The 26,073-nt window shown below is 62.6% G+C and carries 21 protein-coding genes and 2 tRNA genes; 17 read left to right on the plus strand and 6 right to left on the minus strand.

Translation table 11 applies throughout. The features are described from left to right. Positions 1 to 86: 86 nt before the first annotated feature. Positions 87 to 1,679, plus strand: coding sequence for a phosphoglycerate dehydrogenase (gene serA, locus BSP239C_RS15500; RefSeq protein ID WP_101574259.1), 1,593 nt, complete (start codon positions 87 to 89; stop codon positions 1,677 to 1,679). Positions 1,680 to 1,714: 35 nt separating this feature from the next. Here serA and BSP239C_RS15505 read toward each other — a convergent pair whose 3' ends face one another. Together BSP239C_RS15505 and BSP239C_RS15510 are read right to left on the minus strand one after the other, a co-directional pair. Beyond that, entirely contained in the window at positions 1,715 to 2,539 is an 825-nt protein-coding gene (locus tag BSP239C_RS15505; protein WP_145997469.1) for a phosphatase PAP2 family protein, read from the minus strand. A 15-nt stretch (positions 2,540 to 2,554) separates the two neighbouring features. Continuing rightward, a complete protein-coding gene (locus BSP239C_RS15510; protein ID WP_101574260.1) occupies positions 2,555 to 3,406 on the minus strand; it encodes a CoA ester lyase in 852 nt (283 codons plus the stop codon). A 190-nt stretch (positions 3,407 to 3,596) separates the two neighbouring features. Here BSP239C_RS15510 and BSP239C_RS15515 point away from each other — a divergent pair, with 190 nt between their 5' ends. Together BSP239C_RS15515 and BSP239C_RS15520 are read left to right on the plus strand one after the other, a co-directional pair. Beyond that, positions 3,597 to 4,634, plus strand: coding sequence for a 3-isopropylmalate dehydrogenase (locus BSP239C_RS15515; protein WP_101574261.1), 1,038 nt, complete (start codon positions 3,597 to 3,599; stop codon positions 4,632 to 4,634). A 184-nt stretch (positions 4,635 to 4,818) separates the two neighbouring features. Continuing rightward, positions 4,819 to 5,910 carry a branched-chain amino acid aminotransferase gene (locus BSP239C_RS15520; RefSeq protein WP_101574262.1) on the plus strand — a complete coding sequence of 364 codons (1,092 nt, stop codon included), beginning with the start codon at positions 4,819 to 4,821 and terminating at the stop codon, positions 5,908 to 5,910. A 336-nt stretch (positions 5,911 to 6,246) separates the two neighbouring features. On the opposite strand, the gene BSP239C_RS15530 is transcribed toward BSP239C_RS15520, so the two are convergent. After that, the gene (locus BSP239C_RS15530; RefSeq protein WP_101574264.1) at positions 6,247 to 6,429 is read right to left on the minus strand and encodes a hypothetical protein; all 183 of its coding nucleotides are present in this window, start codon (positions 6,427 to 6,429) and stop codon (positions 6,247 to 6,249) included. A 101-nt stretch (positions 6,430 to 6,530) separates the two neighbouring features. Between BSP239C_RS15530 and BSP239C_RS15535 the strand changes: the two genes are divergently transcribed. The 9 genes from BSP239C_RS15535 to BSP239C_RS15575 all read left to right on the plus strand — a co-directional run bounded on the left by BSP239C_RS15535 (position 6,531) and on the right by BSP239C_RS15575 (position 16,795). Next, positions 6,531 to 7,991 (plus strand): MFS transporter, encoded by a 1,461-nt coding sequence (locus tag BSP239C_RS15535; protein WP_101574265.1) that lies wholly within the window; start codon positions 6,531 to 6,533, stop codon positions 7,989 to 7,991. Positions 7,992 to 8,272: 281 nt separating this feature from the next. Beyond that, entirely contained in the window at positions 8,273 to 9,649 is a 1,377-nt protein-coding gene (locus tag BSP239C_RS15540) for a DUF222 domain-containing protein (protein WP_374701039.1), read from the plus strand. A gap of 143 nt (positions 9,650 to 9,792) precedes the next feature. Beyond that, on the plus strand, positions 9,793 to 10,431 hold the full coding sequence (locus BSP239C_RS15545) for a GNAT family N-acetyltransferase (RefSeq protein WP_101574267.1): 639 nt from the start codon (positions 9,793 to 9,795) through the stop codon (positions 10,429 to 10,431). A 67-nt stretch (positions 10,432 to 10,498) separates the two neighbouring features. Further along, positions 10,499 to 12,808 (plus strand): prolyl oligopeptidase family protein, encoded by a 2,310-nt coding sequence (locus BSP239C_RS15550; RefSeq protein ID WP_101574268.1) that lies wholly within the window; start codon positions 10,499 to 10,501, stop codon positions 12,806 to 12,808. Positions 12,809 to 12,886: 78 nt separating this feature from the next. Continuing rightward, positions 12,887 to 13,975, plus strand: coding sequence for a biotin/lipoate A/B protein ligase family protein (locus tag BSP239C_RS15555; RefSeq protein WP_101574269.1), 1,089 nt, complete (start codon positions 12,887 to 12,889; stop codon positions 13,973 to 13,975). Beyond that, complete coding sequence (locus BSP239C_RS15560) at positions 13,954 to 14,844, plus strand: peptidase E (protein ID WP_226830989.1); 891 nt, start codon at positions 13,954 to 13,956, stop codon at positions 14,842 to 14,844. The genes BSP239C_RS15555 and BSP239C_RS15560 overlap by 22 nt, the downstream gene beginning before the upstream one ends. Before the next feature lie 143 nt (positions 14,845 to 14,987). Beyond that, complete coding sequence (thyX, locus tag BSP239C_RS15565) at positions 14,988 to 15,773, plus strand: FAD-dependent thymidylate synthase (protein ID WP_101574270.1); 786 nt, start codon at positions 14,988 to 14,990, stop codon at positions 15,771 to 15,773. A gap of 1 nt (position 15,774) precedes the next feature. Further along, positions 15,775 to 16,353 (plus strand): maltokinase N-terminal cap-like domain-containing protein, encoded by a 579-nt coding sequence (locus BSP239C_RS15570; protein WP_101574271.1) that lies wholly within the window; start codon positions 15,775 to 15,777, stop codon positions 16,351 to 16,353. Between the two features lie 7 nt (positions 16,354 to 16,360). Further along, positions 16,361 to 16,795: an HIT family protein gene (locus BSP239C_RS15575; RefSeq protein ID WP_101574272.1), complete on the plus strand. Its 435-nt coding sequence runs from the start codon at positions 16,361 to 16,363 to the stop codon at positions 16,793 to 16,795. A gap of 49 nt (positions 16,796 to 16,844) precedes the next feature. Here the strand turns inward: BSP239C_RS15575 and BSP239C_RS15580 are convergent, their stop codons facing one another. The 3 genes from BSP239C_RS15580 to BSP239C_RS15590 all read right to left on the minus strand — a co-directional run bounded on the left by BSP239C_RS15580 (position 16,845) and on the right by BSP239C_RS15590 (position 21,777). Continuing rightward, positions 16,845 to 17,897, minus strand: a complete 1,053-nt coding sequence (locus BSP239C_RS15580; RefSeq protein ID WP_101574273.1) for a zinc-binding dehydrogenase — start codon at positions 17,895 to 17,897, stop codon at positions 16,845 to 16,847. A 119-nt stretch (positions 17,898 to 18,016) separates the two neighbouring features. Further along, positions 18,017 to 18,892 carry a 3-methyladenine DNA glycosylase gene (locus tag BSP239C_RS15585; protein WP_180959061.1) on the minus strand — a complete coding sequence of 292 codons (876 nt, stop codon included), beginning with the start codon at positions 18,890 to 18,892 and terminating at the stop codon, positions 18,017 to 18,019. Positions 18,893 to 18,963: 71 nt separating this feature from the next. Next, positions 18,964 to 21,777 carry an ATP-dependent RNA helicase gene (locus BSP239C_RS15590; RefSeq protein WP_101574275.1) on the minus strand — a complete coding sequence of 938 codons (2,814 nt, stop codon included), beginning with the start codon at positions 21,775 to 21,777 and terminating at the stop codon, positions 18,964 to 18,966. A 73-nt stretch (positions 21,778 to 21,850) separates the two neighbouring features. On the opposite strand from BSP239C_RS15590, the gene BSP239C_RS15595 reads away from it, so the two are divergent. From BSP239C_RS15595 to BSP239C_RS15615, 5 genes are all read left to right on the plus strand, one after another. Continuing rightward, positions 21,851 to 22,657, plus strand: a complete 807-nt coding sequence (locus BSP239C_RS15595) for a fumarylacetoacetate hydrolase family protein (RefSeq protein WP_101574276.1) — start codon at positions 21,851 to 21,853, stop codon at positions 22,655 to 22,657. Between the two features lie 143 nt (positions 22,658 to 22,800). Continuing rightward, complete coding sequence (gene gltX / locus BSP239C_RS15600) at positions 22,801 to 24,213, plus strand: glutamate--tRNA ligase (RefSeq protein WP_226831013.1); 1,413 nt, start codon at positions 22,801 to 22,803, stop codon at positions 24,211 to 24,213. A gap of 2 nt (positions 24,214 to 24,215) precedes the next feature. Continuing rightward, positions 24,216 to 25,505 carry an alpha/beta fold hydrolase gene (locus BSP239C_RS15605; RefSeq protein WP_101574278.1) on the plus strand — a complete coding sequence of 430 codons (1,290 nt, stop codon included), beginning with the start codon at positions 24,216 to 24,218 and terminating at the stop codon, positions 25,503 to 25,505. 199 nt (positions 25,506 to 25,704) lie between these two features. Further along, positions 25,705 to 25,776 (plus strand) — tRNA-Gln (locus BSP239C_RS15610). A 37-nt stretch (positions 25,777 to 25,813) separates the two neighbouring features. Continuing rightward, positions 25,814 to 25,886, plus strand: a tRNA-Glu gene (locus tag BSP239C_RS15615). Positions 25,887 to 26,073: the final 187 nt, after the last annotated feature.

A 26,073-nucleotide genomic window follows, 5' to 3' on the forward strand; every position in this document is an offset into this window, starting at 1 on the left:
CGCACTTCCCAGAATTTGAGACTTTGTGAAAGCATTCACAAAGTCTCATAAGATGGACGCGTCCCGGACGCAACAGGAGGAACTCAGTGCCCAAGCCCATCGTGCTCATCGCCGAAAATCTGTCACCGGCCACCATCGATGCCCTCGGAGGGGACTTCGAGATCCGTCACACCGAAGGTGCTGACCGCTCTCAGCTCCTCAACGACATCGTCGATGTCGACGCGATCCTCGTCCGCTCCGCCACTCAGGTCGATGCCGAAGCGATTGGTGCCGCGAAGAAGCTTCAGGTCATCGCCCGTGCCGGCGTCGGACTCGACAATGTCGACGTCCCAGCCGCCACCTCGGCGGGCGTCATGGTCGTCAACGCTCCGACCTCGAACATCATCTCCGCGGCCGAGCTCACCATGGCCCATATCCTCGGTTCGGCACGCTACTTCGGCGCCGGCAACACCTCGCTCAAGGCGGGGGAGTGGAAGCGTTCGAAGTACACGGGCGTGGAGCTCTACGAAAAGACTCTGGGCATCGTCGGACTCGGCCGCATCGGCGGACTCGTGGCCGAACGTGCGAAGGCATTCGGCATGCGCCTGGTCGGCTACGATCCTTACATCACGCAGGCACGCGCCGCGCAGATGGGCGTCGAGGTCGTCGACCTGCCCGGGCTGTTGGCCGTCAGTGACTTCGTCACCGTCCACATGCCCAAGACCCCGGAGACGATCGGCATGATCAGCACCGAGGAATTCAAGGCAGCCAAGCCGGGCGCACGGTTCATCAACGTGGCCCGTGGCGGCATCATCGACGAGGATGCCCTCGCCGAGGCGGTCGCAGCAGGAGAGGTCGGCGGTGCCGGCATCGACGTGTGGAACACCGAACCCCCTGAGCACTCGGCGCTGATGGAACTCGACGCCGTCAACGTCACGCCCCACCTCGGCGCCTCGACCGCTGAAGCCCAGGAGAAGGCAGGCGTGGCCGTTGCCAAGTCGGTGCGCAAGGCACTGGCAGGCGAACTCGTTCCCGATGCGGTCAACGTCGCTGGTGGAGCCATCCACGAGGATGTGCGACCGGGCATTCCCCTGGCCGAGCGGCTGGGACGTGTCGTCAACTCACTGGCAAACTCCTCGGTCACCCACTTCAAGGTCGAGGTCAACGGCGAGATCGCGGACAAGGACGTGTCCGTCCTCAAGCTCTCCGCGCTCAAGGGCCTGTTCAAGGACGTCGTGTCCGATCAGGTCTCCTACGTCAACGCGCCCCTGTTGGCCGAAGAGCGCGGAATCGGCGTCGAGCTCGTGACCGATCCCTACTGCGAATCCTTCCGCAACGTCACGCGACTGACCGCGACGACAAGCGAAGGGCAGCGGATCTCCGTCTCGGGTACCGTGACCGGTCCGAAGCTCGTGCAGAAGCTCACCGAGGTCAACGGCTTCGACCTGGAGATTGAACTCACCGACAACCTGCTCATCTTCCGCTACGAAGACCGTCCGGGCATCATCGGCCAGCTGGGCCAGGCGCTCGGAGCCAATGCGATCAACATCGCCGGCATGCAGGTCTCGCCTTCGGCCACAGACAATGATGCGCTCTCGGTTCTGGCTGTCGACTCGGCAGTGTCCGAGGAAGTCGTCAAGGCCGTGGCCGGAGCAGTCAACGCTTCGGCATTCAGCGGAGTCTCATTGAGCGAGGACTGACCTTCACCGGTCGTATAGCTGCGAACGGAACCCGTTCACCTCTGAAGTCGAGGTGAGCGGGTTCTTATCGTTATCAAGGTCCACAGTTCGTCGGCGAGGACGGCGGCCGAGATGCCGATGAGGGCCCCGCCGATCGTGTCGGAGAGCCAGTGCACCTGCAGTGCGGTGCGCGACCACATCATCAGCAGAATCCACGCGAAGGCCACAATGATCGACCAGTGGAACCGCAGGCGCACGGGTTCGAGCGGGGGAGTGATCTCGGCCGGAACTGCGTCGGTCGAGGTGGGAGAGGTGAGAGCAGTTTCGGACTCAGTGGGGAGAGTCTCGGCACCGCCGGGTAGAGTCGCGGTCTTGTCCTCCGGCGGGACCGCCAACGGGGCAATCGCGCCCACCTCGGCCAGCCGGAGCATGTGCGCACGGGAGGCGATGAACGCCAGCCCCATTGCCAGTGCTGCCGCACCCATGGAATGACCCGAAGGGTACGAATAGCCCAGAGACTCATAGAGCTGCTCACTGGGCCGGACCCGGGTGACCACTGCCTTGAGCAGCTCGGACAGGGCGATGCCCACGAGCATGGTGGTGACGAGGACGCCCGCGGCACGGAATCGTCGCAGGAGGACGAAGATCGCAGCCAGCAGGCCGGTGCAGATCACGGCACCCGTACCTCCGCCCACCTCGGCGAGGATAACCGCCAGCCAATACCCGGTGGTGTCGGGTTCAAGGCCGACGAAGTTCAGCCAGCCCTGATCAACCGTCGTGGGCCCGGAGACATTGACTCTCAGCCACAGGCCGAAGGCGACGACGAGGAGGACCGCTGGCAGGGTCGACCAGAGGATCCACGAGGGTTGACGGACCGGCATATTAAGGACTCAGACTCAGGCGTTCCAGAGGCCGTAGGTCGACGCCAGGGAGGCGATCTTCTTCGCGCGTGCCAGACGCGGCAGGTACGAACCGTCCGTGATCTCGGACCCGCCTTCTGCAGCCTCGAGCAGCTGACGCGCCCAGTCGCGCTCATCCTCGCTGGGGCTCATCGATTCGTTGAGTGCCACGACCTGGTCGACGTTGAGCACAAGCTTTCCTGTCATGCCCATCATGTGGGTCACCTCGGCGTCCTTGCGGACCTGTTCGTCGCTGGCGGTCGCTGCGGACGGTCCGTCGATCGCGCCGGGCAGTCCACCCATGCGCGAAGCGATGGTCAGGCGCGACCGGGCATAGGCCAAAGCCATCGGGTCGCCGGAGAAGCCGGTGTCCTTGCGGAAGTCGTTCGTTCCGAAGGCCAGGCGGAAGGTGCCCGGCGCCTCGGCGATCTTGGTTGCGTTCTCCACGCCCATCGCAGATTCCAACAGCGCGATGACCGGGAGTCCGGCCTTCGCGCGCATTGCAGTGTAGGAGACCTGCTCGGGACGTTCGGTCTCCGGCAGCATCACACCACGCAGTCCGGGCAGCATGGCAATGGCGGCCAGGTCGTCGTCCCAGAACTCTGAGTCCATCTTGTTGATCCGGACCCAGGCGGACATGCCGCCTTCAAGAGCACGCACCACGTTGTCGCGGGCTTCGAGCTTCTTATCGTCAGAGACCGAGGCCTCGAGGTCGAAGATGACGGAATCCGACTCGGAGATCTGCGCCTCTGTGAAGATCTCCTCTTTGGCTGCGTTGACCAGCAGCCAGGAGCGGGAGAGCTTGGCGGGGAGGGCGGCGGCTCGTGCGTTGCGGATCGTATCTGTCAATGATCGACTTTCTCTGGGGGTTTCGGGGTGTTCCTCCCATCTTCGACGCTCGGGCCGGGAAATTGTAGTCGGGAACGAAGTTTGAGACATGAAATTGTGGATGACGGGATTCGGTGAACCTGAGAGCCGAAACGTGTCCGGATAGTAGGACGACCTAGTTGCATCGTGAGATGAGTTCTACTCTGTGACCATGAAGTTTTCAATTGCAGTCATGCCAGGCGACGGAATCGGCAACGAAGTCGTCCCCGAAGGTCTCAAGGTGCTCAAGCGCGCCATCGAGGTCTCCGGTGAGCCCGTTGAACTCGAACTCACGGACTACGATGTCGGTGCCAGCCGCTGGCACGAGACCGGCGAGACCATGACGGACGAGGAGCTGGAGTCGCTGCGCAAGCACGACGCGATCTTCTTCGGTGCCTGTGGTGACCCGAGCGTGCCCTCGGGTGTGCTCGAACGCGGCGTGATCCTCAAAATGCGCTTCGGCCTCAGCCACGCCGTCAATCTGCGTCCCTCGAAACTCTTCGCAGGAGTCACCAGCCCACTGGCGAACCCCGGAGAGATCGACTTCGTCGTCGTCCGCGAGGGCACCGAAGGTTCCTACACCGGAATGGGCGGCTCCGTCCGCACCGATACTCCCTATGAGGTTGCCACCGAGGTCTCGGTCAACACCTGGTACGGCGTCGAACGAGCCGTCCGCGACGCCTTCGAGCGAGCGCAGGCGAGGAGCAAGAAGCTCACCTACGTCCACAAGCACAACGTCATGGTCCATGCAGGTCATCTGTGGCGCCGCGTCGTGGAGAAGGTTGGTGCCGAATACCCTGAGGTGACGTTCAACTACGAGCACACCGATGCGTCCACGATCTACATGGTCACCGATCCCTCACGCTACGACGTGATCGTGACAGACAACCTCTTCGGTGACATCCTCACCGACCTGGCTGCCGCAGTGACCGGCGGCATCGGATTGGCAGCCTCGGGCAACCTGAATGTCGAAGGCACGGCACCGAGCCTGTTCGAACCCATCCACGGTTCGGCCCCGGACATCGCCGGGCAGCAGATCGCCGATCCGACCGCCTCGATCCTCTCCGGTTCGCTGATGGCCTCGCATCTGGGGCTCGAGGTCGTGGCGAAGTCGATCGAGGCCGCTGTTGAGGCTGACTTGGCTGATCGTGATGGAACCAAGCGATCCACCGTCGAGGTGGGCGACGCGATTGCGGCCCGCCTGGGCTGAGGCGGCATAACCGCCTCGGCTGGGGCGACACAAACCACCTCAGCTCAGACGGCACAACCGCCTTCACGGAATCATAGAATCGCCCCTGTTCGACGATGACAGGGACTTCACCCCGGTGCGCATCGCACCGGGGTGATGTACTACCCTGACAGTGTCACTCATCACAAATGAGAAAAGAGTTCTTATGACTAAGTTTGCCGTTCTCAAGAATGTCCAGCCGCAACCCGAGCTGGTGCGAGAGAACATCAAGAAGGATCCCGGATTCGGGCTCTACTTCACCGACCACATGGCACACGTCAGGTACACCCTTGACGATGGCTGGCACGCTCACGAGGTGAAGCCGTACGGCCCGCTCGTGCTCGATCCTGCTGCTGCTGTGTTCCACTACGCGCAGGAGATCTTCGAAGGTATGAAGGTCTACCGCCACGCAGACGGCTCCGTCTGGACCTTCCGCCCCGAGCGCAATGCCGCGCGCATCAACAAGTCCGCCGAGCGTCTTGCGCTGCCGCAGATCTCGGAAGAGGACTTCATCGAATCGATCAAGGCTCTGGTTTCGCTCGATCAGCAGTGGGTTCCCACCCCTGAATCTGAAGCCGATGAGTCGAGCCTGTACCTGCGCCCCTTCATGATCGCCACCGAGCGATTCTTGGGTGTGCGGTCCAGTCATGAGGTCGACTACTACGTCATCGCCAGCCCCGCCGGTCCCTACTTCTCCGGCGGCATCAAGCCGGTCTCGATCTGGCTGTCGCAGAACTTCAACCGGGCCGGCTCCGGCGGCACCGGATTCGCCAAGTGCGGCGGCAACTACGCGGGCTCGCTTGCCGCTCAGAACGAAGCCGCAGCCCAGGGGTGCCAGCAGGTGCTGTTCACCGATGCTGCAGAGAACAAGTATATCGATGAGCTGGGCGGAATGAACCTCATGCTCGTGACCAAGGATGGCCGCCTTCTCACTCCGCAGCTCGGTGATTCCATTCTTGACGGAGTCACTCGCCGATCCCTGCTCGACCTCGCCCCACAGCTTGGGCTGCAGCCGGAAGAGCGCAAGGTCACCGTCGACGAATGGCGCGAGGGTGCCGCCAACGGCGACATCGTCGAGGCCTTCGCCTGCGGCACGGCCGCGGTGGTCACGCCGATCGGTCGAGTCGTGAGCAATGACTTCACGATCGATCATGGTGAAGAGCCAGGTGAGAAGACCATGGAGTTCCGCAAGACTCTGCTCGACATTCAGTACGGTCGGGCTGAGGACACGAACAACTGGATGGTTCGCCTGGCCTGAGGGCCTGCTGAGCCGTGCAGGCTCAGACCATCCAACATTATGAGGGTCGGGTATCGCGATTTCGTTCGCGGCACCCGACCCTTTTAACGTGCCTTGGATCTTGGCTGGTTTGTCGATGGGCTCATTAGGCTTGGCGAATGCGCGCGAGCACATGAGCTGCCGATGCTGCCTCTGCGAGATCCGAGTCGCTGAGATTGCTGACCAGGCGGTCAGCGGGGATGACCCGACTCAAATCGGTTGCAGCGTCGCCTGAGTGGAGATCGATGGCGGCGAGAGAGCTAGTAGCGATTCCCTCCAGCGGGATGTCAGTTGAGCGGATGCGAAATGCTGCTGTGATCATGAATATGCCGCTGGCGACTCCCAGTACTCCCAGTAGAACCGCGACGGCCAGTCCGACAAGTACAGTGAAGCCCCGAGCACCACCTCTCGGCGGAAGTAGTTACGCTGGCCGATCTTCTTCGACAACCGGGCAACGCCGGCTTTGCCTAAGACGACTCGAACCGCTCCAATGCCGAACATTGGTCGTGTCCTTCGTGTCGGGTTCTCTTGCCGAAGTTCGCCTGCAGGTTCTATCGCAGACAATTTTACTCACAAATGCGTTAAAGAGGTATTGTGGCCTCGTGCCTACTGCAACCTCGGCGACTACGCCGACCGCTTCCGAAGTCGTCGCAAACCTTCCCTGGCGATGGAGAACCCAAGGTGCCATCTTCATCATCGGTGGTCTGGGTTTCATGTTCGATGCCTGGGATGTTGCCCTCAACGGGTTCCTGATTCCGCTACTCAGCGACTATTGGAGCTTGAGCGCGGGCCAGGCCGCCTGGATCGCAACAGCCAACCTCATCGGCATGGCACTGGGTGCCTTCATCTGGGGCGGCATCGCCGATGTGATCGGTCGGAAGAAGGCGTTCACCCTCACGCTCCTCGTGTTCTCCGTCTTCACAGTCGCCGGAGCCTTCTCCCCGGCATTCGGCTGGTTCACCCTCTTCCGATTCCTCGCTGGATTCGGGCTCGGCGGATGCATCCCCGTCGACTATGCGCTCGTCGGGGAATTCACCCCCAAGAAGCACCGCGGTCGCGTCCTGACTGCGATGGACGGATGGTGGCCGATCGGTGCCTCACTGTGTGCCTTCGTCTCTGCATCATTGCTGGGCGTGGGGGATTGGCGCCTCATCATGCTCGTCATGATTGTGCCCGCTCTCCTGACGGTTGCCGTGCGTTTCGGAATTCCCGAATCACCTCTCTACCTTGCCTCCGTGGGACGGTATGCCGAAGCCGACGCCATCATCACCCGGCTTGTTGAGCGCACCGGCGCCGAGGAGACGACCTGGACCCACGATGTCCCTGCCGTGAGTGGGGACAAAGCCTCCGACACAACCCACGAATCCACCGTTACGACCCAGGTGTCACAGCAGTCATCCGATTCGGCTGGAACGGTCACCTCCGTCAACAAACAGCTGCGTGCAGCCAGTGGCCAGCTTGTGCAGCTGTGGCAGTACTCCGCTAAGACGACTCTCGTGTCCTGGGCCCTGTTCGTGTCCGTCCTCCTTGTCTACTACGCGGCACTGACATGGCTGCCCGGCATCCTGAAGAAGCAGGGCATGGGGGACCAGGCTGCATTCATGGTCACCGGGTCGATGACCGCGGTGGGAATCCTCGGCGTCATCGTCTCGGCCCTGATCGTTGAACGGGTGGGCCGAAAATGGGTGCTCGGCGTGACCTCGATTGTCTCCGCGGTCCTATTGGTTGGTGCAGCAGTGTTCATCGAGGCCTCGGGCTCCGAGCTGACCTTCGCCGCCAAAGCCAGCATCATCGGTTTCGGATTCGTCGTGCAGATCGCGATCCCTACCCTCTACACCTACGTATCAGAGCTGTACCCGACCCGACTGCGCGGTTCGGGATTCGGCTGGGCATCGGCTGCCTCCCGCATCGCGACCGGCATTGCTCCGCTGGTCTTCGGTGCTTTCATGTGGCCGGTGCTCGGACTCACCGTGACGTTCATTCTCACCGGACTGCTCGTGGTCGTGGCGGTGGTGCTGATGGGTCTGCTTGCCAGAGAGACCACAGGCGAAGCACTCGACTGAGGACCGAATCGTTCGGAACCGTTCCTGATCTGGCCTGACCTGCCGCCTGACTTGGAGTGATGCTTGGCCAAAATCTCGTGTCAGGGGCGACGGCTACTGTGATCGGTATGGGAGCGGGGACGGTTTCAGACGTGATCACCGAGATTCATCGGTGGCGCAAGGCGCTGTCCGATCTGCCGCCAGCGAGCACGGAAGCCGAAGCGATCGACAGAATCACTGCCCTGGAAGAATTGACGTCAGTGAGTGCAGCTGCGCAGGCCAGAGAAACGTTGACCTTCGACATGCACCGTCGAAATCGCGAAGCCGAAGAAGGGGTGCCGAGTCGCAGCCAAGGCAAGGGCCTTGGTGCCGAGATCGGGCTGGCACGGAAGGTGTCTCGGGCCAGAGGGAACAGACTGCTCGGATTCTCTCGCTCGCTGCTGCTGGACCTGCCCAAGACCTATGCCTCGCTGAAGAGTGGAGACATCTCGGAGGAGAAGGCGCGAGTTGTTGCGAAGGAGACCGATTGGCTCCCGAAGGACAAACGGCACCAGGTCGATGACCAAATGGCCGATCGCCTCGCCGAGGTTGGCGTCGGTCGATTGGGCAATGAAGTTCGCGCTCTGGCTCAGCAGCTCGACCAGAAAGCCGCCGTCGACCATCTCGACAGGTGTGTGGAAGAACGTGGTGTCTCGGTGCGGCCAGCGCCTGGGAACATGGCGTACCTGACAGCGCTTCTACCTTTGTCACAGGCTGTGGCGGCATATACCAACCTGTCGAAGTCGGCACAGTCGATCGTCGGGGTAGGACAGTCCGAAGGGCGAACTCAAGGACAGGTCATGGCCGATCTCTTAATTGAGAGAACCACGGGCCAAGACTGTGCTGAGGCCATCCCGACCGAAGTCCACGTAGTGATGAATGAAACCAGCCTCTTCGACACAGGCGAAACGTCAGCATGGTTTCCAGGTTTCGGCCCAATCCCAGCAAAGACGGCACGTGATTTCATCGCAGACAACGAAGCCTCAGTCTTCATCCGCCGCTTGTACACACGTCCATCCGACGGACAGCTGGTCCGAATGGACTCGAAGCGACGTGAATTTTCCGGACTGCTTCGCCGTATGGTGGTGATCCGCGACGACGTCTGCCGATCGCCCTGGTGCGATGCCCAGATCAAACACGCAGATCATTCGCAGGCATTTGCCGCCGGCGGTGAGACCAACTGGGACAATGCTCCGGGGCTCTGCGCCGCCTGCAACTTCCTCAAAGAAGTTCCCGGCTGGCGCCATGAGGCCACGGCAGAAGAACTGGTCGTACGAACACCTACGGGGCACCGATATCGGATCGGCACCAGACCGATCGGGACACCGGTGGCCAATTCCCGTGAACGGCCTCGATCCAATCACCCCGATGAGCAGGTGTCGGATGCAGGAGGCGAAGAGTCGCCGGCTCCAGCACGCGAAGAGGCTCCGAATGCAGCAAGTGTCGAGGCACCAGGTGCGCTTAGTGATCCCGACCTGTTTTATGTGAGACTTCGACCGCTTCGAAAAATCGAGGCACCGAAGTTGGAAGGAATACATTCTTCCCTCAAAATAGACGTGTGGGAAAGCTATATTGAACCGCCGAGTCCAGTGGAACTGAACCTAGAGAAACAACTGGCTGAATTCGCCTCCGTGGGGTGATGTCCTCAACCAGACTTGTGAACCAGATGCCGGAATCAGACATCTGCTCCAGGCGTCAGGTCTCGGCGTATGTTTCTCAGCCCACTGACGAGAATTTTCTCTGAGTTCAACTGCTCGACTGCTGTTGTCGTTAAGGTGGAAGCATGGTTGAACGTGCCGAGTGTGAAGGACTTGGAACGTCATCTGCAGAGTTCGACGTTGAACTGATGTGGGGCGTACCGGGCGGTCTCGGCCCGAGTTGGGCACCGATGAGTTCAACAGCGGGACTCCCGCGAGCCCTCCCTTCGCCAGCCGAAGTCGAAGAGCTCTATGCAACGGCAGCAGCCGAGCCGCCATTACTCGAAGATCCGAAACATGCAGCGTTGTTCGGGAGCCTCTACGATCTCTCGGTCCGAAACGGTCAGGTACTCGTCGCAGCAGCGCGTTCCAGCGGACGTCTGAGGTCAATCGCCTACGGCCATTACTGGTCCTGGATTGAACAGGACCACGACTGGGCGCACGAACTCCGTGCCACTCTCGGGGACGCCGCTGCAACGATCGAATGGTCGTTCGCGCTCAACCTGTTGGCACGTGACCCTCATTTGCGTCAGTCCGGACTCGGCCGGGCCACTCTGCAGACGTGGTTGACCGGCATCAGCGGATACGGCTGCTGGCTGCAGACCACCGACATCGACACTCCGGCACGTCGGCTCTATGAAAGCCTCGGCTTCTTCGCCCTCGGCCATGGGCCCCAGGCGCCTAACGGACAACCGGGACTGGTCATGTTCCGACCACCTGCATGAGTCGTGCAGTCCTCGAGCGGTGCTGTCCTTGAATCGTGCATCCTCCGGCGATCATTAGGATGGTGGCATGCGCAAAGAAGCTCCGGCAGACAACCAGAAGACCGATCCCTCCAGCGGCGCCACCAAGTCGCGGCACGCTGCCCCCATGCCACACGACGAGAACCTGTGGCTGGAAGATATCCACGGTGATGATCAGATCGCGTGGGTCAAGGACCAGAACGCGAAGACCATCGCACGGTTCCAGGACGACCTGTTTGACTCAATCGCCGGTGATATCCGGACCGCACTGGACTCCGAGGGAAAGATCCCGATGGTGGCTAAACGCGGCGATCACTACTTCAACTTCTGGCGTGACTCCACGAATCCGAAAGGCATGTGGAGGCGAACCACCTGGGACAGCTACGTATCCGATTCCCCGGAATGGGAGGTCCTCATCGACCTCGACGCCCTCGCCGCTGCAGAGGAGACACCGTGGGTGTGGGCCGGAGCTTCGGTGCGTCGCTCAGACAACGCCCGCGCCCTCGTCTCCCTGTCACCGGATGGTGGAGATGCCCACCGGGTGCGCGAATTCGATCTGGAGACCCAAACCTTCGTCGACGGTGGCTTCGACCTGCCCTCGGCGAAGACTCGCTTCGCTTGGCTCGATGACGACACGATCATCGTCGCCACCGACACAGGCGAGGACTCTCTGACCACCTCGTCCTATCCGCGCCAGGCACGAGTTCTCACACGCGGACAGGCTATCGCCGATGCTCCGATCGTCGCCGAAGTTCCCCGCGACCATGTCGCCATCTTCGTGGGCAGCGATGTGGACGCCGCAGACCCCGAGTCAACCGACAGAGCGTTTGCCATCGACGCCATCGACTTCTTCAACACGCAACTCAGCTTCATCGACCTCGACGACGTCAAGGACGAATCCGAGGCAGTGCCCACCGACGCCTCGGCGTGGGAGAAGGCCTGGATCGTCGTCGATGTGCCGACCGACGTCGAAGTCGGATTCGAACGGGACATCGTGCTCTTTCGACCCCAATCCGTGTGGAGGCACGAAGACTTTTCGGTTCCGGCCGGTGGCCTGGCCGTGGCCGGCATCGCCGAGGTGAAGGCCGGGACGATTGCACCGACCGTCATCTTCACCCCAGATGAGCACACCGCCCTGCAATCGTGGACCTGGACACGGGACTACTTGATCCTCGAGCTGCTGGCCGATGTGCAGTCACAATTGGTGGTCCTGATTCCGAACGACAACTTCTCCTCATTTTCGCTGCCTGGGGTCCCCGCCAATCACATGGTCGGGCTCGGGGCCGTCGACAAGCACGATGACGCGACCGCTAATGACTATTGGCTGGTCAGCACGGGATTTCTGACTCCCTCGACCCTGTCGTACGGGAGCCTGGAGCCCTCGAACAGCAGTGCAGAATCCAGCACTGCTGGCAGTCCCAGCACCGTTGGAGACTCCAGCGCGCCCGTCGTCATCAAGTCGGCACCGGCACTCTTCCCAAGCGAGGGATTCTCCGTCGAGCAGCACTTCGCCACGAGCGAGGACGGAACGAAGATCCCCTACTTCCAGATCGCCGATAGCGCGTTGGCCCTCGATGGGAGCAACCCGACCCTCCTGGATGGGTACGGCGGATTCGAAGTCAGCCGGACACCGGTGTATTCCCCAGTGATGGGCATCGGATGGCTGGGCCGCACGACGACGGGGGCCTCAAACGATCCTGCCAACCCACAGCCCACCGCTGCGGCCTTGACCCCGATTCCTGCAGGACGTCGCGGGGTGTATGTCCTTGCCAACATCCGCGGGGGTGGAGAATACGGGCCACGGTGGCACACCTCGGCGATGCGAGAGAACCGGATGCGCGCCTATGAGGACTACGCAGCTGTTGCCCGAGACCTCATCGAACGCGGGGTCACATCCGCGCGCAGCCTGGCATGCGCAGGTGGCTCCAACGGTGGGCTGCTGGTGGGAAACATGCTCACACAGCATCCCGAACTCTTCGGTGCGATCTCGTGCGGAGTCCCACTTCTGGACATGCGCCGCTACACCAAACTCAGCGCCGGCTATTCGTGGAAGGCAGAGTACGGTGACCCCGATGTGGCTGAGGACTGGGCGTTCATCCAGAGGTTTTCGCCCTATCATCTGCTCGAAGATGGCACCGACTATCCGCCCGTGCTGTTCTGGACGGCGACCTCCGATGACCGGGTCGGTCCGGTGCAGGCACGCAAGATGGCTGCTCGGATGCAGAATCGTGGGATTGGCGACGTCTGGTTCTTCGAAGACACGGAAGGCGGACACTCGGCAGCGTCGGACAACAAGCAGGCGGCTTTCACCCGCGCACTGAGCTACCGATTCCTGTGGACCTCGCTGACCGGGGAGTGAGCTGACCAGGAAGCGAACCGTCCGGGGAGTGAGCAAACTCATAGCTTCTGAGTGGAGCCTGGGCGTAGCGTTGGGAGCATGACGAACGACATGCACGAATCCCAGCGCTTTCACGCCGAGTACAAGGTCATCGGCGGAAAACTCGTGGTCGCCGATGTGGAGACCGATGGAAAGATCATCACCGAGGTCAAGATCTCCGGCGACTTCTTCCTCGAGCCCGAAGAAGCCTACTTCGACCTTGCACCGGCGCTTGTGGGTGCCAGCGTCACCGCGGACAACGCGAATCTGCGCCAGCGTCTCGACGCAGCCCTTGCCGGGTACGGTTCGGAGTTGGCGATGCATGGATTCTCCACCTCGGACATCGCCACAGTCGTCCGACGTGCTCTGGGGTCGGCTGCGAACTTCACCGACTTCGACTGGCAGGTCATTCGCGGCGAGGTTCTGCCCACGCAGGTCAACGTCGCTCTCGATCAGGTGCTGCTGGAAGAGGTGGCGGCGGGGCGTCGGAAACCTACCCTGCGGTTCTGGGAGTGGGACGATACCGCCACGGTCATCGGAGCTTTCCAGTCCTATGTCAATGAACTTCGCCCAGAAGGCGTTGAGAAGTACGGTGTGCAGGTCGTGCGCCGCATCTCCGGCGGGGGAGCGATGTTCATGGAAGGCGGGAACTGCATCACCTATTCGATGTTCGTTCCACCTGCATTGGTCGCTGGCCTCGACTACGAGGAGTCCTACGTCTTCCTCGACCAGTGGGTGCTGGCAGCGTTGAAGAGCCTCGGCGTCGAAGCCTTCTACAAGCCGATCAACGACATCTCCTCAACCGGCGGCAAGATCGGTGGTGCGGCCCAAAAGAGAATGCGCGACGGCACACTGCTCCACCACGCGACTATGAGCTACGACATCGACGCCGACAAGATGGTGGAAGTTCTGCGCATCGGCGAAGCGAAGATCTCCGACAAGGGAGTATCAAGCGCCAAGAAGCGCGTCGATCCGCTGCGCAGCCAGACCGGTGAGGCCCGCAAGGACATCATCGACGTCATGGCCGATACATTCGCCGACCGCTACGGAGCACACTTCGACGCATTCACCGACGACGAGCTGGAGAAGGCTCACGCTCTCGTCGCAGAGAAGTTCGGGACCGAGAAATGGACGCACCGAGTGCCGTGAGCCAGTCGCCGCGTGAGCACAGCCCAGCGGGTGAGCAAAGCCCAGGGTGGGAATCCCACCCTCGAACGCTGACTGAAGCGTCGGAACAGTCCACGATCGTTGCTCTCGGCGGTGGCGGCTTCTCAATGCCAGAGTCAGGGCAGTCAGCGATCGATGACTACCTGCTCGAGCGCGCATCCCTGGTGCGAGAGGCACGCGAGACAGACATGTGCAGTACAGACACACGTGACACAGACACACGTGGCACCGGAGCACACCATCACCGAGGTGGTGGTGGCGCTTCGCTGCTTCCTCGCGTGTGCTTCGTCCCGACCGCATCGGGGGACAACCCCGACTACGTTCAACGCTTCGAAACAGCCTTCGCCGGCCGGGCCGAGACGTCTGTGCTCTCGTTGTTCGGCCAGAGTCCCTGGGACTACGAGGACCCAACGACGCTGCTGGATGTGGACCTCATCTACGTCGGCGGCGGATCCACCGCCAACCTGCTGAGCCTGTGGCGTCGCCACGGCGTAGACGACATCATGGCAGAAGCCGCGGCGGGTGGCACGATCCTGGCCGGCATCAGTGCCGGTGCAAACTGCTGGTTCGAGGCCTCCTCGACAGATTCCTTCGGCCCATTAGCCCCGCTCACCGACGGTCTTGGCTTCATTTCGGGAAGCGTCTGCCCCCACTATCACGGTGAACCTGGCCGGGCCGAGACCTTCCGAAAATGGATCGGGACCGGCCAACTGCCGGGTCCCGGACTTGCCATCGATGACCATGCCGCGGTCGTCTTCGAAAACCTCGTGGCCACCTCGGTGATGGTGGAATCAGCGGAGGCAAACGCCTACACCGTCGACTCTCGAAGCGACACACGCCTCGAACTCTGAGGATCAATCTGCCCGGATCATTCGGCGTCCGCCGCAAGCAGCAGACGCCGCTGCAAACAATAGTGGCGGATCATCGACCATCGTTGGGCCTCGTGTCTGTAGGATTGGGAATCAATCAAGCCATACCCTGCACAAGGAGAGCCATGCGCCAGGTCGAACCGTCCGTAGAACTGCTCGCAAAACCCAGCATCGACTGGGAATCGATGAGGACATACCTCGACGAGGTGGGCGGAACTAGCTGGGCGGAACGTGTCGAAGACGCCGATTCTCCCGACGCCGAGGATATCGTCGAGTTCTCCGGACGCATGTGCTACCGCTCGTGGGAGCCGGGACTGAACCCGAACGTGTCCCGCGTGCGCACCGACTCGGCACAGTACCTGGGCAACGTCATCGCCTCCCAGCACGGGTCGGTCCTCGAACACGCGAACTTCACCTTCGTGCTGCACAATGTGTCCCGAGTGCTCACCCACGAACTCATCCGCCACCGCGCGGGATCGGCGTTCTCGCAGGAATCCCTGCGCTACGTGCGCCTGGCCGACATTCCGTTCTGGTTCCCCGAATGGGCACGCGAAGACTCGGAGCTCATGGAACGCTCTCTCAAGGTCCTCGACACCCTCGAAGAACACCAGAAATGGATGGCAGAGCACTTCGAACTCGACGAAGCCAGCACCAAGTTCTCCCATAAGAAGCACATGACCTCGTTCATGCGCCGCTTCGCACCCGAGGGGCTGGCCACCGGCATCGTCTACACCGCAAACCTGCGCTCCCTGCGTCACGTCATCGAGATGCGCACCGCCAAGGGTGCCGAGGAAGAGATTCGTCTCGTGTTCAACAAGATCGGTGAGGCCATGCTCCAAGAGGCCCCAGCGGTCTTCTCCGACTATGAAGTGGTCGACGGGGAATGGATCCCCGGGACCCGGAAGGCATGACATGGCTGATATCTACAACGCTGAACTGAAACCAGGAAAACTCGACGTCATCTCTGCATGGCTGAGCCAGCAGTCGTGGGCAGCCGGGGCCGATGTGGCCCCGGAGTCGCTGGAATCGATCAGCTCCTACCGGTTTGATGATCCAGCCGGTGAAGTGGGCGCCGAGATTCATATCGTCGCCGCCGGTGATCGCGTCTTCCAGGTGCCGCTGACCTATCGCGGTGCGGAGCTGGCTGGTGCCGACAAACACCTGATCTCGACCATGGAGCATTCCGTTCTCGGCAAGCGCTGGGTCTACGCCGGCATGGGCGACCCGCACTTCAGACAGCGTCTCGACCATGCGATCGCCACTGCTGGAACGTCGGCCAAACAATACAAAGTCGACGATGAGGGCAACCGCGGTGAAGAGATCACCGACGTGGCTCATGCCTGGGGCACAGGACCGTTGGCCGGTGCCGAAGACGTTCAGATGCTGTATGAACTCAACCTCGACTCTCCCGCTGAAGGTTCCGATGCGGGACTCCTCCTGGGCCGCTGGTCGGGCCAGGAAGCTGCGGTCGTCCTCGCCGTGATGGTGTGATGAGCCGATGAGTCATGATTGCCTGTTCTGCTCGATCATTGCAGGTGACGTCCCGAGTGCGAAGGTCGCTGAGACTCAGTCGACCTTCGCATTCATGGACATTCAGCCGGGCTCCGACGGGCATCTGCTCGTCGTCCCGAAGAGTCACAGCACCGACCTGCGCGACATCCCATCCGCCGACCTCGCCGAGGTGGCTATCGAGTCACAGCGCATCGCCAAGCAGGTCTTCGATGCCTGGGATGCCGACGGGGTCAACCTGCTCAACTGCTGTGGTGAAGATGCCTGGCAGACGGTCTTCCATTTCCACATGCATGTCATCCCGCGTTACCGCGACAAGGGCAAGGACCGGCTCAGACTGCCGTTCGAACCCGGTGTTCTTGGCGAGGCTGAATTGATTGAGGGCCTGGCTGGGACGATGCGCTCGGCACTGCAGGAGAGCTGACACAGAGGCACGAGCCCGAGTTCAGGTGTTCATTGGTTCAGGCCTGAATTCACCGGCTCAGGTCGATGATCGTCATTCCCGATCCTGTGTTCGACTCCAGCGCCTCCATTGCGGCAGGAGCCTCTGCAAGGCCGATGACATTGGTGACCAGGTCCTGCGGTCGCAGTTTGCCCTCGATGACGAGATCGAGCATCTCCGGGTATTCTGCAGCGGCCATCCCATGGGAACCGAGGACGCTGAGCTCGAGACCGATGACACGTCCCAGATCGACGACCGGTGGCGTGGCCAGCAGACCGATCTGCACATGGCGTCCCAAGGGCGCCAGCGAAGCGATCCCGGCAGCGATCGTGTCCTCTCGACCCAGGGCATCCACGCTCACGGCCACACCGTCGGGGCACTCATCCGAGAACTGTGCGACCACCTCGGCGGACAGGGTCTCGGGACTCTTGCCAGAGGCGTTGATCGTGTGCACGGCACCGTGCTCTCGGGCTCGATCGAGGGCAGCATCGCTGACGTCGATCGCAATGACCTGAGCGCCGATGGCGCGCGCGATCATGATGGCAGACAGGCCGACTCCGCCGCAGCCGAAGACGGCGACGGTCTCACCCGCGTGCAGCTTCGCCCGCACCCGCAGTCCGTGGAAGGCGGTGGCGAACCGGCAGCCGAGCCCCACCGTCGCCGAGGCAGGAAGATCGTCGGGGACCGCAATGAGGTTGGCATCGGCGTTGTGGATGACCACCTCATCGGCCCAAGATCCGAAGTGGGTGAACCCGGGTTGGGTCTGGTCCGGGCAGACCTGCGCACTGCCGCTCACACACCACCGGCAGCGACTGCAGCCGCACACGAATGGCACGGTCACACGCTGACCAATACGGAAATCCGTGACCTCGGGCCCCGCCAAGGCGATGCGACCAACCAGCTCATGTCCGGGAACATGGGGCAGGGTGATCGTCGAGTCGTGGCCTGACCAGGCGTGATGGTCGCTGCGACAGACTCCGGTGGCTTCGACGTCGATGACGACGCCGGAGGCGGGAACGGAGGGTGACTCGATGTCTCTCAGCTGAGGGAGGACAGAGAACTCTTCATAGACGATTGCGCGCACACGCTGATCCTATGCAGGCCGGTCCCGGTATCACAGTCTGGTCCGCACTGTGTGCACTCGGATGGTCCCAGCACGAACATGGTCCCAGTGCGAACATAGGTCCGCCGTTCGGATGAGCCCTACTTGGCGTGAACTCCGACGCAGGCCAGAGCATCGAGCAGCCTCTGCCGCAGAGCCTGTGCCCGTGCGGAGAAGACTCGTTGGCGGTCCATGTATTCTGCCTTGCCCGCGGCGGTTTCGATGGCGACGACACCGTAGCCCCAGTCACGCAGATCGTAGGGGGAGGCCTCCATATCGAGGGTGCGGATGTCCAATGTCAGGTCGAAGCAGTCGACGACGAGGTCAGAGGGTGCGATAGGTCCGATCTTCATCGCCCACTTGTACAGGTCCATTCCCGCGTGCAGACAGCCCGGCTGTTCATTGGCGACCATGGACTCGCGTGTGGGCTGAAGCGTGTTGCGGGGCCGAGCGGGTTCGGTGAAGAAGCGGAACGCGTCGTGGTGCGAGCACTGGATCCGGTGGCTTTCGACGACGGCGTCGGTGGCCGCAGGACTCAAGCGCAGAGGCACCTGCTGGTGGCGACGCTGCTCCTCGGTGAGCTTGTAGACCATCGCCCATTCGTGGATGCCGAAGCACCCGAAGTTTGCTTCCCGGCGCAGGGTCGATTGCAGCAGTGAGGCGATGAACTTCGCCCCATCGCCACGGTCGTCCAACCAGGACTCGACAACCACCTCGGCGATGGTGCCGGCGTGACTTCTCGTGTACCAGCGCCGGTCGAAATAGGTCTGGTCTGCTTCATCAGCCAATTCGAGCTGCACGCCGGGGCCAGGATTCCACTTGGCCAACTGACCCGCTTTGAATGGATAGTAGGTGAACAGGAAATCTTCTACCGGGTGCTTCTCGCCCTTGAGACGGCGGGCAATGTGAGCATCGGTGCGCTCCGCGATCTTCGTAGCGTGGTCATCCCGCAGCGCCCGCCACCTTGGTGCGCTCATCGCAGCACCGGCAGCAGCACAAGCAGCACTGAGAGAGTCGGTGCTGTCGGCAGTCGGGGAGGCGGTAGACGTCACCGCTTCATTGTCCCAGACTGCTTGGTCCCGCGCATCGGGGGAGCCGTGAGCGGATCCTCGGGCCAGGAATGCTTCGGATACCGGCCGCGGTTCTCGGCTCTGACGTGGGAGTACGCATTGGCCCAGAAGGAAGCGAGGTCGCTGGTGACCGCCAGCGGTCGGCGAGCGGGGGACAGGAGGTGGATGACCACAGGGACCCGGCCTTCACATACGCTCGGTGCCCTCTGCCATCCGAAGCACTCCTGGAGTTTGACGGCGAGAACGGGCCCCGGTTCGGACTCGGCATCCGAATCCATGAGGTCGGGATCGGGGTAGTCGAGGCGAATGCGTGAACCGCTGGGCACCTCGATACTCACCGGCACCAGCTCCTCGAGGCGTGCTGCCTGCGGCCAGGGCAGAAGCGTTCGCAGCGCAGAGACCAGATCGACCCTGCTCGGATCCGCCCCACGTGCGATCCGATCCAGAGCGGCCGGGCACCACTCGGTCAGCGTCTGCGACAGCCGTGACCAGCGCACATCCGGCCACGGGGCACCATAGACGGCGTGCAGCAGCCCCAGCCGGGAACGCAGCTCCTCGAACGCTTCGCTGGGTCGCAGAATCTCCCGAGCGCCAAGCTCACGCACCGACCGTGCGATCGCGAAACGGGCCAGATCTGTACTCGCCTTGATCGGTGTGGCAGTGAGTTCGATGCCGCCGAGGCAGGTCCGGCGCACCGCACGCACCTTCCCCTGCTCGAAGGTCGCCGTCTCATCTGTCGCCAGCAGCCCGGCACCTGCAAGTTCAGCGGTGTCCTCATCGATGACAGCAGCGGCCCTGATCACAGCGCGCCCACCCGAGAGGCCGACATCGGAGATCGCCAACCAGGGACTGCCCTGCAAAGACGAGTTCCGGGGCAGGGACGCGGCGGTTCCCGAGGCCAGCAGGTATTCCGACGCTGAGGAACTGCGCAGCCGTGCGATCTGGAGGGGGTGGGCGAGTGCAACCACGAGCCCCAGGTCATCGGGGCGCAGGGAACCACCCCGACCCGCACCTCGCCCCGTGCCTCGATCCTCACCCTGGCTTGTGGGTTCGGCGGCGAGTGAATCATGTGTGGTGGAGCTCTGAGGGCCTGAGAATTCCGCGGCCAGTCCGGCGAAGCGTTTCACATCTTGGGTGAAACGACGGTCCTTGCTTCTCCGCAGCTCGCGCAGGGTGGCCACGAGATCGGCGCCCGGGGCACGCTGCTCGGACTCGATGACGGCGATCGCCTCGGCCGCAGCCCCAGGTGACAGCATGGCGGCTCCATCGAAGAGACCGCGAGCCGACCACACTGAGGCTGGAATCCGGGCGATGGCCCGCCCCAGCTCGGTCACGGTCGTTGAGGCAGTCTCGTATGACCCTTCCTCAGCACTCGCCCCGTCCTCGGACTCGGTGAGCTCGAGCGCGCCTAACGCCACGAGATTCTCGACGGCCAGGCGGTGTGGGCCCTCGGGCATCGGCTCCGGCAGCAGCGCAGTGTTACCACCCCACACGGCGACGGTCAGGACCGCCGAGGTGAGATCTGAGGTCGCAATCTCCGCAGGCGTATGCTCGGGCAGGCTCGCCCAATCCGATTCGGAGAGGCACCGATAGGCCGTGCCCGGGCCCAGCCGCGAGGCACGACCGGCACGCTGTGTCCCAGAGGCCTTCGACTCACGGGTCGTGACCAGGCCCGACATGCCACGGCGAGTGTCCAACCGTGGACCCCTGGCCAGTCCCGAGTCGATGACGATGCTCACCCCGGGAACCGTCAGGGCCGACTCCGCGACCGAGGTCGACACGATCACGCGACGCTGACCAACCTCGGCGGGATGAGGTCGCAGAATTGCGTCCTGGTCCTTGGCCGGAGTGCGTCCGAGCAGGGTGTGAACCTCGGTCCCGGAACCAGCAGGAAGGGATCGAGTAATTCGGGCGGCGATCTCCTCGACTTCACGGGCGCCGGGAGCGAAGACGAGCACGTCCCCGTCCGTGTGCGTCGACAATGCTTCGATGCTCGTGCGGGCCACGTGATCGAGGAAGTCCCAGGTCACCCCGCGTGCATCTAAGGGTCGTTGCTTCGCCGGGGCCCACCTGACGTCGAGGGAGTGGATTTTCGCAGCAACCGAGAGCAGTGCGGCAGGTTCGTCGCCACCATCAGTAGAGACTCCGTCTGCACCGTCTCCGGAGCCCAAGCGGCGCGCCCACATCTGGGCGTCAAGGGTTGCCGACATCACGACGAGGCCGAGGTCCTCACGCAGATCGATGAGTTCGCGGCACAGGGCGAAGGTCAGATCGGTGTCGAGCTGCCGTTCGTGGACCTCATCGAGGATGACCGCTGAGACACCTGCCAGCTCGGGATCACGCAGCAGCCGGTTCAGCAGCACTCCCGTGGTCATGAACTCGATCCTCGTGCGCGCCGAGGTCCGTGACTCGCCGCGGACTGTGAAGCCGATGTCCTCGCCGAGGCGGGTCCGGGTCAGCGTCGCCAGCCGCCTGGCCGCTGCCCGAGCCGCCATGCGCCGCGGCTGGGTGACGATGATTCGCCCCTGGGCGGGCGGAGAATCAGCAGAATGTCCGAACTGCGACTCATCCCGGTTCCCAGACACGGTCCCGGTCAGGTGTTCGGCCAGGCGTCCGGCCAGATGTTCGGCAATGAGCGGCGGCACCAGGGTGGTCTTGCCGGTTCCGGGCGGGGCCTCGACGACGAGGCGCGGAAACCTGCCGACGAGGGTGTTCGCCAGCTGGTCGATGAGCGCGGCGGCGGGCAGTCCCACGGCAATGGTCTGCAGATCGAACGGACGAGAATCGGGCATGCCTCAAGTGTCTCAGCCCGAGCGCAGAAAGCCCGTGTGTCAGCGGCCCAGCCGACTGACTAGACTGGGGCACATGCGTATTGCCAGATTTGTGCACCAGGATGAACCCAAATACGGAGTCGTCGAAGGCGACGTGCCGCAGATTGAGGACGGCACGTGGGACACGTCCGGCCTCAGCCTCGCCGTTCTCGACCAGGACCCGTTCTTCGCTCCGGCCCAGTCAACGGGCGAAAGGCTGAAATTCGACGACGTTCGTCTCGTCAGCCCGATCCTGCCGCGGTCGAAGGTCATCGGCGTCGGACGCAACTTCGCCGACCACGCCGCCGAGCTCGGCAATGAGGTGCCCGTCAGCCCGCTGACCTTCTTCAAGCCCAACACCTCGGTGATCGGGCCCGGCGATCCGATCCGTCTTCCCGCCATCAGCGAATATGTATCCTATGAGGCCGAACTGGCCGTCATCATCGGCCGCGTCGCCAAGGGTGTGAAGGCCGAGAACGCCTTCGACCATGTCCTCGGCTACACCAGCGGCAACGACGTGACCATGCGCGACATTCAGAAGTCTGACAATCAGTGGTCACGGGCGAAGGGCTTCGACACCTCCTGCCCGCTGGGTCCCTGGATCGAAACGGAACTCGACGTCGATAATCTCGGCATCCGCTCATGGGTCGATGGGGAGCTGAAGCAGGACGGCAACACCGCAGACTTCATCTTCGACATCCCGACGCTCATCGAGCACCTGTCGGAGACCATCACACTGCTGCCCGGTGACGTCATCCTCACCGGCACTCCCGCCGGCGTGGGCCAGATCGTGTCCGGCAACCGGGTCGACATCGCCATCGACGGACTCGGAGTCCTCACCAATATGGTCATGGACGCCTGAGACCAGCACCGCGCACGACCAGCACCGCGTCACACCGCTACACAACTCGCAGCACTCAAGACTCGCAGCCAAGAGACCGAAGGATCATAGTGAGCGTCAAAGTTCGTTTCTGCCCATCACCCACCGGCACCCCGCACGTCGGCATGGTCCGCACCGCCCTGTTCAACTGGGCGTATGCAAAGCACACCGGCGGAAAATTCGTGTTCCGCATCGAGGACACCGACGCCGCCCGTGACACCGAGGAGAGCTTCGGCCAGGTCCTCGAGGCCATGAAGTGGCTCGGCCTCGAATGGGACGAAGGCATCGACGTGGGCGGACCCGACGGACCCTACCGCCAGTCCCAGCGCGGCGACATCTACGCGGGCGTGATCGAGAAGCTCAAGGCCGCCGGACACATCTACGAGTCCTATTCGACCAACGAAGAGGTAGAGGCCAGGCACAAGGCAGCGGGTCGTGACCCCAAACTCGGCTACGACGGCTATGACCGTGACCTCACCGCCGAGCAGATTGCTGGTTTCAAGGCCGAGGGACGCGAACCCGTCTGGCGTGTGCGCATGCCCGCCGATGACGTTAAGTTCACCGACCTGGTCCGCGGAGAGATCACCTTCCGCGCCGGCACCATCCCCGACTACGTCGTCGTCCGTGCCAACGGGCAGCCGCTCTACACCCTGGTCAACCCCGTCGACGATGCTCTCATGGGCATCACCCATGTGCTGCGTGGCGAGGATCTGCTGTCCTCGACCCCGCGTCAGGTTGTGCTCTACGAGGCGCTCAAGGACATCGGAGTCGCAGCAGCGACTCCCGAGTTCGGTCACCTGCCCTACGTGATGGGAGATGGCAACAAGAAGCTGTCCAAGCGTGATCCGGAATCCAACCTGTTCCTCCACCGCGACAACGGCTTCATCCCCGAAGGCATCATCAACTACCTGGCTCTGCTCGGCTGGTCGATCGGACCCGACGAAGACGTGTTCAGCGTGAAGGAGTTCGTCGATGCCTTCGACATCCATGATGTCCTGCCCAACCCCGCCCGCTTCGATGTGAAGAAGGCGACATCGATCAACGCCGACCACATCCGGCTCCTCGATGTCAGCGACTTCCGTGACCGTCTGGTGCCCTATCTCCAGGCCGGCGAGGTGCTCCCGGAGAAGCCATCGGAGGCTCAGCTGGAGATCCTTGACCAGGCGGCTCCGCTCGTGCAGACGAGGATGAACCTCCTCGGCGAGGCTCCCGACCTGTTGGCGTTCCTGTTCACCCCCGATGCCGAACTGACCATGACTGAGGACGGGCTGAAGACCCTGAAGGATTCGGCCCCCGAGGTGCTCGCCGCTTCGATGGAGGTTCTCGAAGGAGTCGAAGACTGGACGACGGACACGCTGCACGAAACGCTGCAGGCCAAACTGGTCACCGAGATGGAGATCAAGCCTCGACTGGCCTTCGGTCCACTGCGCGTGGCCGTGTCCGGCCGCAAGGTCTCCCCACCACTGTTTGAGTCGATGGAGATCCTCGGCAAAGACTCGTCGCTGACCCGTCTGCGGGCTCTGGCAGCCCAGCTGTGACGATGCTCAACCAGCAGACTTGGACGCGTCGGGGACTGCATCTGCGCGATGTGACCTTCGAAGCCCCGTTCGACCACTTCGGTGGTGGAGCGGGGCTGTCCGCAGCGACACCGGGGACCATCGAGGTCTTCGCTCGAATCACCGCGACAGAGGCCGACAGCACCAAGCCCTACCTCGTGTTCCTCCAGGGCGGGCCGGGTGTCGAAGCGCCCCGACCCACCACTCCCGTTGGCCAGTCCACTTGGCTGGCACGTGCACTCGAAGAGTTCCAGGTCGTCATGCTCGACCAGCGGGGCACCGGGAAATCGAGTCCCATCGGTTCCGTTGACGGACGCATCACCGGCCTCGAGGGAGTCGGCGAAGACGCCGCCGATATTGCAGCGGCGCTGAGTCACTACCGTGCCGATTCGATTGTTGCGGACGCTGAGATCCTGCGCCAGGGGCTGGGTGTCGAATCCTGGTCGCTGCTAGGACAGTCGTTCGGCGGCTTCACCGCCCTGCGGTACGTTTCGGCGCACTCGGGGTCGCTCAACGAGGTCTACTTCACCGGGGGACTGCCCGCGATCGGAATGGATCCCGCCGCCGTGTACGCCACCACGTGGGAGGGCATGAAGCGGAAGTCGGAGCAGTTCTACCAGGCGTTTCCCCGTGACCGTGAGAAGCTGGCCCGTCTCATCGATCTCGCCGAGGCGGAGGGCGGTATCGCACTGCCCGGTGGGGCACGGGCGACGACGGAACGCATCCGTCTCCTCGGGCACTTCCTCGGAGCCTCCGACGGGCCCGAGAAACTGCACTATCTGCTGGACCAGGACCCTGCCTCGGCGGCCTTCCGGCATGATCTGGCTGCTGCACTGCCGTTCTCGGGACGAAACCCGCTCTACGCGGTAGTTCACGAATCCTGCTGGGCCGACGGCGGCATCACCGACTGGGCGGCTCGGCGGGCTATGCCTGCCGATGTCAAGGCCGATCCGACCCTGTTGGCGGGGGAACATGCCGGACCGGAGTCACTGAACGAGGATCCGGAGCTTGCACCCTTCGCCGAGGTGGCACAGTTCGTGGCACGCCACGATTGGCCCCGGCTCTACGACGTTGACGCACTGCAGGCCTCACAGGTGCGTGGTGCGGCAGCGGTGTACTTTGAGGACGCCTACGTCCCTGTGGACTACTCGCTGGCGACGGCGGACCTCCTTGCTGGTGTGAAGCCGTGGGTGACGAATGAGTACGAGCACAACGGCCTGCGCGCCGACGGATACCGGGTGCTTGACCGTCTCATCTCCCTGGCGCGGGACTGAGCCTGGTCCTGCAGGAAATGAACTTGGTCGTGCGGGAACAAATCCTGAAGCGCATGCGTCAAATCGTTCGCGCAGGAGTCAATGTTAAGAAGGTCACACCGAAAAAGGGCTTCACGGATTTGGAGCTTGGCGGGGGATTTGTGTAGAGTTGTATCTCGTTGCTCAGGGAAATTCCTTAGGGAATGAGCCTGAATAACATTGGGGTATGGTGTAATTGGCAGCACGAGTGTTTCTGGTACATTTAGTCTAGGTTCAAGTCCTGGTACCCCAGCGAACAGCTTAGGAGTATGACTCTGAGCTGTTTATTGGCCCCCGTCGTCTAGTGGCCTAGGACGCTGCCCTCTCAAGGCGGAAACGGCAGTTCGAACCTGCTCGGGGGTACGGTTGAGTCCCGCATCGAGGAATCGGTGTGGGGCTCGCTCTAATTCACGGCCGTTTTCCGGGTTATAGGCCAGATTGTGTGTACAGCATAGGGACTTTGCCCAGTAGGCAGTAGGCCAAGACGGGGCTGAACATGGTCTGGAAGCATGTTCAGTGTCCAATCCCAGGAATCATCCCCGCTGTGGTG

This window comes from Brevibacterium sp. 239c (assembly GCF_900169365.1).
Taxonomy (GTDB): domain Bacteria; phylum Actinomycetota; class Actinomycetes; order Actinomycetales; family Brevibacteriaceae; genus Brevibacterium.